The organism is Streptomyces sp. NPDC054770, from assembly GCF_053611985.1.
On record NZ_JBSHBL010000030.1, the window covers coordinates 105,926 to 119,758 of the forward strand.

Annotated in this window: 13 protein-coding genes; 8 read left to right on the top strand and 5 right to left on the bottom strand. The window is 70.6% G+C overall.

Going from position 1 to position 13,833, the window contains the following annotated elements; all coding sequences use genetic code 11:
- Nucleotides 1-90 precede the first annotated feature (90 nt).
- Nucleotides 91-999 carry a helix-turn-helix domain-containing protein gene (locus tag ACWGKQ_RS25385; protein WP_453294234.1) on the bottom strand — a complete coding sequence of 303 codons (909 nt, stop codon included), beginning with the start codon at nt 997-999 and terminating at the stop codon, nt 91-93.
- Between the two features lie 269 nt (nt 1,000-1,268).
- On the opposite strand from ACWGKQ_RS25385, the gene ACWGKQ_RS25390 reads away from it, so the two are divergent.
- Complete coding sequence (locus ACWGKQ_RS25390) at nt 1,269-2,075, top strand: G1 family glutamic endopeptidase (protein WP_453294235.1); 807 nt, start codon at nt 1,269-1,271, stop codon at nt 2,073-2,075.
- A gap of 80 nt (nt 2,076-2,155) precedes the next feature.
- On the opposite strand, the gene ACWGKQ_RS25395 is transcribed toward ACWGKQ_RS25390, so the two are convergent.
- A complete protein-coding gene (locus tag ACWGKQ_RS25395) occupies nt 2,156-2,758 on the bottom strand; it encodes a hypothetical protein (RefSeq protein WP_453294236.1) in 603 nt (200 codons plus the stop codon).
- A gap of 268 nt (nt 2,759-3,026) precedes the next feature.
- On the opposite strand from ACWGKQ_RS25395, the gene ACWGKQ_RS25400 reads away from it, so the two are divergent.
- Complete coding sequence (locus ACWGKQ_RS25400; protein ID WP_453294237.1) at nt 3,027-5,813, top strand: penicillin acylase family protein; 2,787 nt, start codon at nt 3,027-3,029, stop codon at nt 5,811-5,813.
- 53 nt (nt 5,814-5,866) lie between these two features.
- Here ACWGKQ_RS25400 and ACWGKQ_RS25405 read toward each other — a convergent pair whose 3' ends face one another.
- A complete protein-coding gene (locus ACWGKQ_RS25405) occupies nt 5,867-7,186 on the bottom strand; it encodes a serine-threonine protein kinase (protein ID WP_453294238.1) in 1,320 nt (439 codons plus the stop codon).
- Between the two features lie 80 nt (nt 7,187-7,266).
- Complete coding sequence (locus ACWGKQ_RS25410; RefSeq protein ID WP_453294239.1) at nt 7,267-8,508, bottom strand: exo-beta-N-acetylmuramidase NamZ family protein; 1,242 nt, start codon at nt 8,506-8,508, stop codon at nt 7,267-7,269.
- A 189-nt stretch (nt 8,509-8,697) separates the two neighbouring features.
- On the opposite strand from ACWGKQ_RS25410, the gene ACWGKQ_RS25415 reads away from it, so the two are divergent.
- The 4 genes from ACWGKQ_RS25415 (at nt 8,698) to ACWGKQ_RS25430 (ending at nt 12,520) form a co-directional block, all read left to right on the top strand.
- A complete protein-coding gene (locus ACWGKQ_RS25415) occupies nt 8,698-9,462 on the top strand; it encodes an SDR family oxidoreductase (protein WP_453294240.1) in 765 nt (254 codons plus the stop codon).
- 8 nt (nt 9,463-9,470) lie between these two features.
- Nucleotides 9,471-11,135: a class I adenylate-forming enzyme family protein gene (locus tag ACWGKQ_RS25420; protein WP_453294246.1), complete on the top strand. Its 1,665-nt coding sequence runs from the start codon at nt 9,471-9,473 to the stop codon at nt 11,133-11,135.
- A gap of 29 nt (nt 11,136-11,164) precedes the next feature.
- On the top strand, nt 11,165-11,758 hold the full coding sequence (locus ACWGKQ_RS25425; protein ID WP_453294241.1) for a TetR/AcrR family transcriptional regulator: 594 nt from the start codon (nt 11,165-11,167) through the stop codon (nt 11,756-11,758).
- Nucleotides 11,759-11,824: 66 nt separating this feature from the next.
- Nucleotides 11,825-12,520, top strand: coding sequence for a type 1 glutamine amidotransferase domain-containing protein (locus ACWGKQ_RS25430; protein WP_453294242.1), 696 nt, complete (start codon nt 11,825-11,827; stop codon nt 12,518-12,520).
- Here ACWGKQ_RS25430 and ACWGKQ_RS25435 read toward each other — a convergent pair.
- Nucleotides 12,430-12,699 carry a hypothetical protein gene (locus tag ACWGKQ_RS25435; protein ID WP_453294247.1) on the bottom strand — a complete coding sequence of 90 codons (270 nt, stop codon included), beginning with the start codon at nt 12,697-12,699 and terminating at the stop codon, nt 12,430-12,432. The two genes, ACWGKQ_RS25430 and ACWGKQ_RS25435, sit on opposite strands and share 91 nt — an antisense overlap.
- 178 nt (nt 12,700-12,877) lie before the next feature.
- Between ACWGKQ_RS25435 and ACWGKQ_RS25440 the strand changes: the two genes are divergently transcribed.
- Nucleotides 12,878-13,021, top strand: a complete 144-nt coding sequence (locus tag ACWGKQ_RS25440) for a hypothetical protein (protein WP_453294243.1) — start codon at nt 12,878-12,880, stop codon at nt 13,019-13,021.
- 63 nt (nt 13,022-13,084) lie between these two features.
- Entirely contained in the window at nt 13,085-13,798 is a 714-nt protein-coding gene (locus ACWGKQ_RS25445; protein WP_453294244.1) for a class I SAM-dependent DNA methyltransferase, read from the top strand.
- The last annotated feature ends 35 nt before the right edge of the window (nt 13,799-13,833 follow it).

The following is a 13,833-nucleotide window of genomic DNA, read 5'->3' on the forward strand; positions in this document are numbered from 1 at the left end:
CGGGGTTCCTCGACCCGGTCTCCTCAGTTGGGTTTCATCGCGCCCAACTCTCCGCGCGGGAAACGGGTGGAACCAGCGGTTTAGCCGCTGCTATGGCGTCGCGGGCCATTCCCACCGGATGCCGAAGCGGCAGGGTCCGGCTGCCAGCGCCACCGCGTGCACCGAGCCCGCGGCGTCCAGGCGGAGCGGGTGGGTGCGCGGATGGGCGTCCAGCGCCGTGGTGCGGAAGGCGTAGCAGGCCGACGGCAGCGCCCCGGCGGCGAAGCGGACCTCCAGCAGGTGCTCGCGCATGGGCACGTGGATGGCGGTCTCCAGCCGCTGCGAGTACGGCCGGGGTTCGCGGTGTTCGAGGGTGTAGTCGACGATCACCGTCTCCCCGCGGGCCAGCGGGTGGTCGAACAGCATCTCCGCCGCCACCAGGCCGTCCTCCGGGATCTCGACGACCCGGCCCAGGCGGCAGGGCGGCGCGAGCCGGACCCGGGGCGGCGGACCGGGGGAGTCCAGCCGGTACAGCGCGATCCAGCGGTCCGCGCCGTCGGCCTCGGCGCGCAGCAGCCGTCGGCTGGCCAGCGAGGCCGGGCGGCGGTCCGGGCCGACCTCCAGGCGGTTGTGGCAGCTGAGCCGGGTCAGGCTGTCGTCCCAGCGGGTGTCGATCGTGTCCAGGACGGCGCTGATGTCACGGCGGCCCGACCAGGTCTCGGCCAGCCCGGGATGACTGGGCGGCGGGGGCAGCCAGCGGCCGCGCGGGCGGGGCGGGCCGAGCAGGCCGCTGAGCGCGGCCGGGGGCAGCCGCAGGACGTCCTCCAGGGCGGCCAGCGCGGCCAGTGACTGTTTGCGCTCGGGACGGTAGCGCCCGGACTGCCAGGAGCTGAGCGTCGCCGGTGCCACCGGAGTGCCCCGCCGCCGCAGCCGGTGGTGGATCCGGTCGAGGCTCAGCCCGCTGGCGGCGATGGCGGCCCGCAGCGCCTCGGGGAACGGCCCTTCCGGTCTTGATGTCACATGCACCAGTCTTGGCCGGGGGGTGTGCGGGGGCGGAACCCCGTTGCCGGGATGTTGGAGCAGTGTTGCCCGACATTTGATCGAACTTGGGTGAACCTGTCGGGCCTCTGTCGAATTTCCGCCGCGTTTCGGCGTCAAATCCCGCAATACTGAACGCCCTTGGCAGGCTTGTCATGGTCATGGACTGAGCGGAAGCTGCTGTCGTCCCCGGTGGAAGATCGCTCGGACCGCCGGAGGCGCCCCCCCACTCCCTTCCGTGACGGAGAGTCATGTCAGCGAGAGCTTCCGCCAGTATCGTCATCGCCGCCGCGGCCGCCTTCAGCGCCGCCCTCGCCACCCCGGCGCTCGCCGCCGCCCCGCACCTCACCGCGCACACCCCCGCCCAGCTCACCCAGGCCGTCGCGAGCCACGAGAGCCACACCCTGCGCGGTCTGTCGAAGCCCGGCACGACCAACGCCACCGTCTCCTCGACCAACTGGTCCGGCTACGCGGCCACCGGCTCCTCAGGCGCCTACACCTCGGTGACCTCGTCCTGGACCCAGCCGTCCGTCAGCTGCGGCTCGGCCACCACGTACTCCTCGTTCTGGGTCGGCCTGGACGGCTACAGCAACTCCGCGCTGGAGCAGACCGGCACCGAGGCCGACTGCATCAACGGCACGGCCGTCTACGGCGCCTGGTGGGAGGTACTGCCCGCCTCCGAGAGCGCCTACTCCGGCGTCACCGTCAAGGGCGGCGACAAGTTCACCGCCACCGTGACCTACAACGGCAGCACCTTCGCCATGACCCTCACGGACTCCACCCAGGGCTGGACGAAGACCACCACGCACGCCGGCTCCTCCGGCTTCAAGAACGCCTCCGCCGAGGTCGTCGCGGAGGCCCCCGAGGTCGGCGGCTCGGTCGCGAGCCTCGCCAACTTCGGCACCGTGACCTTCACGGGCGCGAAGGCGAACGGCTCCAACCTCGACAGCTTCTCGCCGACCGAGATCGTGATGACCAAGAGCAGCAGCTCCGCCGTGCGCGCCCAGCCGGGCACGATATCCGGCGGCAGCTTCGCGGACACCTGGAAGGCCAGCTGACCATCGCTTCCTGAGCGGCCTTCTGTCCAGGGCCGCCGGGCAGTTGGGGGGTGCGGCATCCCCGGCGCACCCCCACGTGGTCAGGCCGACATGAGCAGCCGCCCGCGCCTGGCATAGGCCAGGGCCTCGGGGGTGAGCACCGGACGCGGCACCAGGATCCCGCAGTCCGTGCAGACCGGACCGGCGGAGGGCTCGTGGTCCAGGTCGTACTTCCAGATGAGGCGCTCCCCGGCGCACACCGGGCAGACCGCGCCCGGTTCGCGCTCCAGGGCGGCGATCAGCCGTCGCAGCACCTCGGCGAGTGGTTCGTCGGGATGGACCCGTGGGTCGTCGCACCAGGCCACTCCGAATCCGCCCCAGGTCAGCCGGTGCCAGTCGTCCACGCTGCCCGGGCGGCGCAGCCCGTCGTGCTTCTCCTTCTTGCGGCGCTCGGCGAACCCGCCCTCATAGGCGAGCCATACCGTCCGCGCCTCCTCCAGCTCCTCCAGTGCGCCCACGAGACGCACCGGATCGGGGGACCGGTCCTCGGGACCGAACCCGGCCCGCGAGCAGAGATGGTCCCAGGTCGCGCGGTGCCCGTAAGGAGCGAACCGCTCCAGGCACTTGCGCAGCGAGTAACGCCGTAGCGCCAGATCGCACCGTGGGTCTCGCACCTGTCTCGCCAGACTCCGGAAACCGGCCATCGCCCTGCACCTCCGTCACACCTGCACCTGTACTTCGGTCACTTCGGTGTCGCCGCACGGGCTGCGCGCGGCGTTGCCGTATAGACGTATCGACACTCGAATCGGCTCCATCCGATTTCCGATGCCGTCCATAAGGCCGCCCGCCTTGACCGACGGCCGGTGACGCCACCGACGCGGGCGACCACTCCAAAACTTGACGCATGTTCATCTTCAATCCCGGGGATACCGGCGGTAACGTCCGGCACCACCCCCGTCGTGAGGAGCCGCCATGCCCCGGCGCACCAGACATCACGCGTTGTTCGACAAACTGAGAACTCCCCGCAAGCTCCCCGGGTTCCTGAAAGCCGCATCCGTATGCGTCCTCATCGCCGGCCTGCTCTCCCCGCTGGCCCAGGGGACGCCGGCGGCGGCCGCGGCCTCCAACGACTACTGCGGCGGCCAGTGTTCGGACATCCTGCCGCCCGGTGAGAACGGCAACGCCACCCTGGCCCAGATCCTGCTCAACCAGGCCTTCGGCGTCGAGCCCGATCACGCGGAGGACCAGCTCGGCACGTACAACAGCCTGGCCACGGGCTACTCCACCCTCACCGACGCGAAGATCAACACGTTCTTCAACGACTCGTCGTTCGGGGTCGCTTCCGATCAAGTCGCCTCCTCGGAGAGTCCGGCCGGCCGCAGCGACGTCACCATCGTCCGCGACAAGAAGACCGGTGTGCCGCACATCACTGGTACAACCAGATACGGCACCGAGTTCGGCGCGGGGTATGCCGCCGCTGAGGACCGGCTGTGGCTCATGGACGTGTTCCGGCACGTCGGCCGCGGCCAGCTCACCACCTTCGCCGGCGGCGTGGCCTCCAACCAGGGCCTTGAGCAGGAGTTCTACCGCAACGCCCCGTACTCCGAGGCGGACCTCCAGGCGCAGATCGACAACGCCGTCGCCAACAACGGCGCCCGCGGCCAGCAGGCCCTCGCGGACGCCGACGCCTATCTCGACGGCATCAACTCCTACATCGACGCCTCCGACAGCGGCCGGTACTTCCCCGGCGAGTACGTGCTGACCGGGCACAAGGACTCGATCACCAACGCCGGCACGATCGACCACTTCAAGATCACCGACCTGGTGGCGCTGGCCTCCGTGATCGGCGCGCTGTTCGGTTCCGGCGGCGGTGGCGAGGTCAACAACGCCATCTCGATGCTCGCCGCCCAGGAGAAGTACGGTGTGACGGAGGGCACCAAGGTCTGGGAGTCGTTCCGCGAACGCAACGACGCCGAGGCCGTGCTCACCGTCCACAACGGCGAGAGCTTCCCGTACGGCACCAAACCCGACAACCCGCAGGGCGAGGCGCTGCCCGACGCCGGGTCGGTGACCACCGAACCGCTGGTCTACGACGCCACCGGCACCGGCGCCGACCAGAGCGCCACCGCGGCCGCCGAGACGGCGACCAAGACCGCGCTCAGCTCTGCCAGGCGCGGCATGTCCAACGCCCTCGTCGTCAGCGGAAAGTACACCGCGAGCGGTCACCCGATCGCCGTGTTCGGACCGCAGACCGGCTACTTCGCCCCGCAGCTGCTCATGCTCCAGGAGATCCAGGGCCCGGGCATCAGCGCCCGCGGTGCCTCCTTCGCCGGCCTGAGCATGTACGTCGAGCTGGGCCGCGGCCAGGACTACGCGTGGTCGGCCACCACCTCCGGCCAGGACATCATCGACTCCTACGCGGTCGAACTCTGCCAGGACGACTACCACTACCTGTTCCACGGCACCTGCACGGCCATGGACGAGGTCCAGCAGACCAACTCCTGGAAGCCGACCACGGCCGACGGCACGGCCGCCGGCTCGTACACCATGAAGGTGTGGAAGACGAAGTACGGCCCGGTCGAATACCGGGCCACCGTCGGCGGGAAGAAGGTCGCCTACACCACCCTGAGATCCTCCTACATGCACGAGGCCGACTCGATCATCGGCTTCCAGATGCTCAACGACCCCGACTACGTGAAGAGCCCGCAGACCTTCCAGAGCGCGGTGCAGCACATCAACTACACCTTCAACTGGTTCTACGCCGACTCCTCGCACACCGCGTACTACAACAGCGGCAACAACCCGGTGCGGGCCAGCGGGGTCGACTCCGAGTTCCCGGTCTGGGGACAGGCCGCCTACGAGTGGCAGAACTGGGACCCGGCCACCAACACGGCCGACTACACCCCGGCCGCCCAGCACCCCCAGTCGATCGACCAGGACTACTACATCTCCTGGAACAACAAACAGGCACTGAACTACACGACCGCGAGCTGGGGTGACGGCTCGGTCCATCGCGGCAACCTGCTCAACGACCGGGTCAAGAGACTCGTCGCCGCCGGCGGTGTCACCCGCTCTGCGCTTGTCAAGGCCATGGCAGACGCATCGCTCACGGACCTGCGTGCCGAGGACGTGCTGCCGGACCTGCTGAAGGTGATCAACAGCAGTACGGTCACCGACTCCACGGCCGCCGCGGCCGTCACCAAGCTCCAGACCTGGCTGACCGCGGGCGGCAAGAGAACGGAGACCTCGGCGGGTTCGAAGACGTACGCCAACGCCGACGCCATCCGGATCCTGGACGCCTGGTGGCCGCTGCTGGTGAAGGCCGAGTTCCAGCCCGGCCTCGGTGACGACCTGTACACCGCGTTCACCAACAACCTGTACATCGACGAGACCCCGTCGGCCGCCCACGGACCGACCGGTGCGCATGCCGGAAGCTCCTTCCAGTACGGCTGGTGGAGTTATGTCGACAAGGACATCCGGTCGGTGCTCGGGCAGACCGTGTCGGGACCGCTCGCCGAGCAGTACTGCGGCGGCGGCAGCCTCAGCTCCTGCCGGGACATCCTGATCAGCACCCTGAAGACGGCGGCCGGCACCAGCGCGTCCACCGTCTACCCCGGGGACTCGCTGTGCTCGGCGGGCGACCAGTGGTGCGCCGACTCGATCGTCCAGCGCACCCTGGGCGGCATCAAGCACTACAACATCAGCTGGCAGAACCGGCCGACCTTCCAGCAGGTCGTGGAGTTCACGTCACACCGGTGAGCTGTACACCGGTGAGCCGAACGCCGGTGAGCTGATGCGCCACGGCGGCGGGGTCACGCGATGTGCCCCGCCGTCAGCACCACCCGGGCCAGTTCGGGGTGCACGATGTCGCTGTGTGCCCCGGACGGCGGCCCGCCCTTCTTCACGACCGCCGCCGCGTCGACGTTCACGCAGCCCGGCGCGGCGAGCGGGCCGTGCAGCGCCGACGCCAGGTCCAGCGAGCGGGTGCCCGGCACCTCCTGGACGCCGTCATGACCCATCGCGCCCCACTTGTCGCCCAGCATCCGTCCCACGTCCGCGCCCAGCGCCGACTCGCAGTCGTCCGCCATCCGCGAGGCCAGCGGGTACATCGTGCCGAGCGCCTCGTCGAAGTGGGAGTAACAGCACACCAGCGGGCCGTCGATCCGGTTCTGCTGGCCCTGCAGCACCCCGCCGGCGCGCGGGTCGTGGGGCAGCCGGGCGGCGAACGCGTAGTGCGAGAAGGCCCCTTGCAGCAGGGTCACGGACTTCACCGTGCGCACCCCGTCCGGCAGCCCGCGCAGCGCGAACGACACCAGCCGGCCGCCGAAGCTGTGCCCGACCAGATGCACCCGCACCTGCGGTGCCGCCCCGGCCAGCTGTCCGATCACCCGTCCGAGCCCGCGCTCCCCGACGGTCCCGGCGCGCCGCTTCATCGCGTAGTACGTCGCCTGTCTGAGCAGCTCCTTGGCGCCGTCCCAGGGGTTCGGCAGCGTGAACCCGGCCGCGGCGCCGCTCCCGTGCAGGGCGGTCAGCGCCGCCGCGAACTCCTCGCACAGGGCCGTGGTGTCCCCGGTGAACAGCACCGGGTCGCTCTGCGGGACACCCTCCGCGAGCGTGTCCGCCGCGAACAGCGGCTGCGGGCCGCCGGGCAGCACCTCGACCAGCAGCCGGACAAGGCGCCCGAACTCCTCCAGTTCGTTCGCCGGCCGCTGGTCCAGCATCCGCGCGATCTGGTCGACCACGGTCGCCCGTCCCGGGAACGTCTCCAGGAGCGCGTGCCGGGTGTCCTTGTCGAGGACGGGCGCGGGTGACTCCTCCGCCTCCGTGGCCACCACGGACTTCGGGAAGTCGGGGATCGGCTCGTCGCAGAACCGCATCGACGGCCAGATCACCCCGGCGTACCCGATCCGCGCCTTCGGCGCGAGGTTCGGGATCGGCGCGAAGAACCGCCGGTACAGGGCGGTCGCCCCCGAACGGTCGTTGTTCCAGCCGTGCGCGAAGACGATCAGGTCGTGGACACCGTGACCGCCGATCTCGCTCAGCAGCCGGTCGCGTTCGGCGCCGTCCGGGTCCCCGTCCGCGTCGAAGGTCAGCTCCCAGTAGGGAGTCACACTCATCCCAGGATCCGCCATGACAGGCTCCTCGTCCCCCGAACCGGTGCGATGTGCGCGCATCGTCCCGCCGCGGGGCAAGGTTGGCCATACACCGCGCCTCACCTGTAGAGGAGAAATTCCTTTCGGACCCGGCGGAATGCGGCGAGTTCGCCCTGCCAGGCGCCGACGATCTCGTCCGGGCCCGCCCCGGCGTCGATCATCGTGCGTACCCGGGTGGATCCGGTGAGCTTGTCGATCCAGCCGTCCTCGCGCCAGGCGAAGCCGCTCCACACCTTCTTCGCGGTGACCAGGAGGGCGATTCCGGTGCGGACCGGGTCGTAGGCGGCCCGGTCGTGCACATGGATCTGCACCCCGCCGACGGTCCTGCCCTGGAACTTGGAGAACGTGGGCGCGAAGTACGCCTCCCGGAACCGCACGCCCGGCAGCGCGAGCGCGTCGGCCGCGGCCGCCCAGCGCGCGTCGATGCCCTCCGCGCCCAGCAGCTCGAAGGGGCGGGTGGTGCCCCGTCCCTCCGACAGGTTCGTGCCCTCGAAGAGGCAGGTCCCCGAGTAGACCAGGGCGGTGTCCGGGGTGGGCATGTTGGGGCTCGGCGGCACCCACGGCAGCCCGTACGCGTCGAAGAAGCGGGAGCGCCGCCAGCCCGTCATCGATACGACGTCCAGGGCGGCCGGCGGGTCCAGGAACTCCGCGTTGAACAGCCGCGCGAGCTCGGCGACCGTCATCCCGTGCGCCTGCGCGATCGGCTGCCGGCCGACGAAACTGGCGAACTCCCGGTGCAGGACCGGGCCCAGGGCAGTGCGGCCGGTCACCGGGTTCGGGCGGTCGAGGACGACGAAGCGTTTGCCGGCGAGCCGGGCGGCCTCCATGCAGTCGTACAGCGTCCAGATGTAGGTGTAGAAACGGGCGCCGACGTCCTGGATGTCGAAGACGATCGTGTCCACGCCGGAGGCGGTGAAGACGTCGGCCAGCGGCTGTCCGCTCTTGAGGTACGTGTCGTAGACGGGGAGGCCGGTCGCCGGGTCGTCGTGGCGGCCCTCGGAGCCGCCGGCCTGGGCGGTGCCGCGGAAGCCGTGTTCCGGGCCGAAGACCGCCGTCAGCCTGACCCTGGGGTCGGCGTGCATGACGTCGACGATATGGCGGACGTCCTGGGTGATGCCGGTGGGGTTGGTGACGATGCCGACCTTCTGGGCGGCGAGGAGGGTGTAGCCGCCGGCGGAGAGACGGTCGAAACCGGTCTTGAGGGTGCCGTGGGCGTCGGCTGTCGTTGCCGTGGGCAGGGCTGCCACGGCCGCTGCCGTGGCCGTGGCCGCGGTGAGCAGACTTCGTCTGGACGGGCGCATGGGGGTGGCCTCCGTGGTCGTCCGGGTGCGGGTCGCTTGTGGCTGGTCGCGCAGTTCCCCGCGCCCCTTTGGGGCGCGTTGCAGTGGCCGCCCCTTGAGGGTGTATCGACCACCCTTCCCTGAAACATACCGACCGGTTAGTGTGTCCGTGCTGAGCCGAGTCTGGTCGCGTCGTGTCGAAGGAGACCGATGGTGGGAGCCGTGCAAGATGCCCGAGTCGTCGTCACCGGGGCGGGAGGGGGCATCGGGGCCGCCCTGGCCCGTCGGTTCGCCGCCGAAGGCGCCCGCGTCGTCGTGAACGACCTGGACGGGGACAAGGCGGCCGCCGTCGCCGCGGAGATCGGCGGGATCGCCCTTCCGGGGGACGCGTCCGGCATCGTCGGCGCCGCCCGGGACGCGCTCGGCGGGAGCGTCGACGTCTACTGCGCCAACGCCGGGCTCGGGTCCGGTGGGTCCGAGGCGGCCGACGCGGCCGTGTGGAGCTCGGCCTGGGACGTCAACGTCATGGCTCACGTGCGGGCCGCCCAGGAGCTGGTGCCGCAGTGGCTGGAGCGGGGGAGCGGGCGGTTCGTGTCCACCGTGTCCGCCGCCGGGCTGCTCACCATGATCGGGGCCGCGCCCTACAGCGTGACCAAGCACGCCGCCTACGCCTTCGCCGAGTGGCTGTCGCTGACCTACCGGCATCGTGGCCTGAAAGTGCACGCCATCTGCCCACAAGGCGTCCGTACCGACATGCTCGCCGCCACCGGCAGCGCGGGCGATATCGTGCTTCAGCCGACCGCCATCGAACCGGAGGCCGTCGCCGACGCGCTGTTCAAGGGGATGGCGGAGGACCGGTTCCTGATCCTGCCGCATCCCGAGGTCGCCGACTTCTACCGGGCACGGGCCACCGACCCGGACCGCTGGCTGACCAGCATGAACCACATCCAGCAGAAGTGGGAGGGCACCCGGTGAGCGAGTCGGTGACCGAGTCCGTCTACGCCGCCCGGCCCTGGGTGGGGCTGCTCAACGACGCCCAGCGCGGGCCGGTCGATCCGCCCGCCTCGCTGGTGCACGCGCTGCGGGCCGCCGTCGCCGAGGCACCCGACCGCACCTGCCTCACCTACTTCGACGCCCGTCTCGGCTTCCGCGAGGTCGACGAGCTGAGCGACTCGGTCGCCGCGCATCTCGCGGAGCGGGGACTGGAGCGCGGGGACCGGGTCGCCGTGATCCTCCAGAACTCGCCGCACTTCGTGCTCGCGGTGCTGGGCGCCTGGAAGGCGGGCGCGACCGTCGTGCCGGTCAACCCGATGTACAAGTCGGGGGAGGTCTCCCACGTCCTGCGGGACGCCGAGGTGACCGCGCTGGTCTGCTCGCAGCGGGCCTGGGAGTCGTATCTGCGCGACACGGCCGCCGACTCGCCGGTGCGGATCGTGCTCACCGCCAGCGAGCTGGACTTCCAGACGCGGGACGACCCGCGCGTGCTGACCTTCGAGCGGCTGCCGCAGGCCGAGGACGCCGAGGACCTGGTCGCCGTCGCGCGGCGGGGCGGGAAGGCGCCGGAGGGGCGGGACCCGGAGCCCTCCGACATCGCGCTGATCAGCTACACCTCGGGGACCAGCGGCACCCCCAAGGGCGCCACCAACCTGCACAGCAACATCATGTACAACGCGGAGCGGCAGCGCCTCGGGCTCGCGCTGCCCGACGCGCCGGTCTACTACGCCCTCGCGCCCCTCTTCCACATCACCGGCATGGTCTGCCAGCTCGGCGCCTGCCTCACCAGCGCCGGCACGCTCGTGCTCACCTACCGCTTCGAGGCGGGCCTGATCCTCGAGGCGTTCGCCGAGCACCGGCCGCAGTACACGGTGGGGCCGTCCACCGCCTTCATGGCCCTGGCCGCCCACCCGGACGTCACCCCGGAGCACTTCGCCTCCTTCGTCAACATCTCCTCGGGCGGCGCGCCGCTGCCGCCGGCCCTGGTGGAGAAGTTCCGTGCCGGGTTCGGGCCGTACATCCGCAACGGCTACGGACTGACCGAGTGCACCGCGCCCTGCGCCTCCGTGCCGCCGGACCTGGAAGCGCCCGTCGACCCGGTCTCCGGGACCCTCGCGGTCGGCGTGCCCGGCCCGGACGGCGTCGTCCGCATCATCGACGAGCAGGGCGCGGAGGTGCCCTTCGGCGAGCAGGGCGAGATCGCCGTCCGCGGGCCGCAGGTGGTGCCCGGGTACTGGCGGCGGCCCGAGGCCACCGCCGAGACCTTCCCGGACGGCGAACTGCGCACCGGCGACATCGGGTTCATGGACCCGCAGGGCTGGCTGTACGTCGTCGACCGCAAGAAGGACATGATCAACGCGTCCGGGTTCAAGGTCTGGCCGCGTGAGGTCGAGGACGTGCTGTACACCCACCCGGCGGTGCGCGAGGCCGCCGTCGTCGGGATTCCCGACGGATACCGCGGGGAGACCGTCAAGGCCTACATCAGTCTTCGCCCGGGTGCTGCAACCGATCCGGACGATCTCGCCCTCTATTGCAAGGAGAGACTGGCGGCCTACAAGTATCCGCGCCAGGTGGAGATCCTGCCCGACCTGCCGAAGACGGCAAGTGGGAAGATCCTCCGACGGGAACTGCGTTCCCGACCGCAACAGAGTTAGCAGACATACGAGAAAGGCAGGTGGCGGCTGTGTCCAGAACGACGGACGGAGACGGGGCTCCTGTTCCGCAGCGGCTCCTCGCCGCCGCCACCCGGCTCTTCGCGGAGCAGGGGTACGACCGGACCTCGGTGCAGGAGATCGTGGAGGCGGCCGGCGTCACCAAGGGGGCGCTGTACCACTACTTCGGTTCCAAGGACGACCTCCTGCACGAGGTGTACGCGCGCGTGCTGCGCGTCCAGCAGGAGCGGCTCGACGCCTTCGCGAACGCGGACGAGCCGATCGAGAAGCGGCTGCGCGGCGCGGCGGCGGACGTGGTCGTCACGACCATCGAGAACCTCGACGACGCGATGATCTTCTTCCGGTCCATGCACCACCTGAGCCCGGAGAAGAACAAGCAGGTGCGCGCCGAGCGCCGGCGCTACCACGAACGCTTCCGCGCGCTCGTCGAGGAGGGCCAGCGCGAGGGCGTCTTCTCCACCGCGACCCCGGCGGACCTCGTCGTCGACTACCACTTCGGCTCGGTCCACCACCTGTCGACCTGGTACCGCCCCGACGGCCCGATGGCTCCCCAGGAGGTCGCGGACCACCTGGCCGACCTGCTGCTGCGGGCACTGCGCCCCTGATACGCCGTAGGCTGGAACGGCTGAATTCCTCTACGAGTCGACTCGGGGGGAAGGAGACCGAGTGCGATGGCGAAAGTCCTCTTCATCGTCAGCGGGGCCACTTACTGGGTGCTCAAGGACGGCACCAGATACGCGACCGGCTACTGGGCCGAAGAATTCGCCATGCCCTACAAGAGGATCACGGAAGCCGGTCACGAGGTCGTGGTCGGCACGCCCGGCGGGGTGACCCCGAACGTCGACATGATGAGCCTGCGTCCGTCGATGGCCGGCGGTGAGGAGATGGCCCTCGAACTGGAGGAGATCATCCGTTCCGCCGAGGTGATGCGGCGGCCCCTCAAGCTCTCGGACATCCGCCTGGAGGACTACGACGCGGTGTACCTGCCCGGCGGCCACGGCCCCATGGCGGACCTGGCGTTCGACGCCGACTGCGGCCGCCTGCTGACCGCCCAGCTCGCCTCCGGCAGGCCGCTCGCGATCGTGTGCCACGCCCCCGCCTCGATCCTCGCCACCAGGATCCACGGCAGGTCGCCCTTCGAGGGATACCGCGTCACCTGCTTCACCGACGAGGAGGAGGAAGCCGTCGGCCTGGCCTCCCGGGCGCCGTGGCTGCTGGAGACGGAACTGAAGGAGAAGGTCGGCATCGACTTCAGCCGCGGCCCGATCTGGGAGCCCTACATGGTCGAGGACCGCAACCTCGTCACCGGCCAGAACCCGCATTCGGCGACGATCCTGGCCGACCACCTCCTCCAGACCCTCAAGTAGGCGACGGCCCTCAGTACCGGGCGCCGGCCGGTGCCGGGATCGCGTCCAGATCGGCCAAGGTCGGCCGGCGAGAGCCGGACGTCCGCGGCGCCCGCGTTGTCGGCGAGGTACTTCGGGGTCTTGGTGCCCGGGATCGGGAGCACGTACGGGCCCTGGGCGACCAGCCAGGCCAACGCCACCTGGGCCGGGCCGGGAAGCCACGGATTCCCGACCGGAAACCGTGCCGCGTAGCGGCACAGCAACCAGTCAAGGAAGGCCAGAATCCTCGCCCTTCAGGGCGAGGAGCATGTCAATACTTCCTGCACCCTGCCGAGCGACTGGGACAGCCAGATCCGCGGCTGTGTCGCCCGCCTGCGCGTGCTGGCCGGCACCGACCCCGATGCCCCCGACCACGACGCCATGGTCCTTCTCGACCTGCTCGGCACCCAGACCGCTCCCGGCTCCACCGGCCACGCCGAGGCGTCGGCGCACGACCGGCGACCGGGACCGGACGACCGCTGACCGGTTCGCCGCCGTGATCCGCGTGGTGGCGGCGCACGGACACCCGCGCATAGTCTCGCCGGCATGGCAGATGTGTTTGCGGGCGTCCGGCTGCTCGGCCCGCCAGTGACCGACGGCGAGTACATCGAGTTGAGCGAGCAGGAGACGGTGCACCTGCACGAGTACACGCGGATCTACGCCGTGCCCGGCCTCTACGAGCATGTCGTCCAGGAACGCCTGCGGTGCAGGTCGCCGCAGGTCGCGGCGGAGGGTTTCGGGCGCGCGGCCGCGACCCTCGGGCTGGAGCCGGAGTCCATGACGGTGCTGGACGTCGGCTCCGGCACCGGACTGGTCGGCGAACTCGTGCGGCACGCAGGTGTGGCCCGGGTCGTCGGGGTCGACGCGCTGCCGGCGGCACGCGAGGCGTGTCTGCGCGACCGGCCGGGCGTCTACGCCGACTACGTGGTCGGCGACTTCCAGCTCGGCGACGGACTCCGCGAGGCGCTGCGCCCGTACGCGTTCGACGGGTTGGTGTCGGCCGGTGCGTTCGGCGGCGCCCACGCCACACCGCGGGCGCTCGAGAACGCACTCGCGATCCTGCCACCCGGAGCGCCCGTGGCCTTCACGATCCACGAGCTGTGGATGGACGAATCGGATCCGGACGGGTTCGGCGCCGCCGTCGAGCGGCTGGTGGCCGGCGGACGTCTGGCCCTGCTGGAACGGACCCGGTTCCAGCACCGGTTGACGACGACCGGTGAGCCGGTCTTCTACCAGCTCCTGGTGGGCCGGACCGGCTGAGGCGGACGGCGAGGGGCCGGTGCGGGCATCGGAAA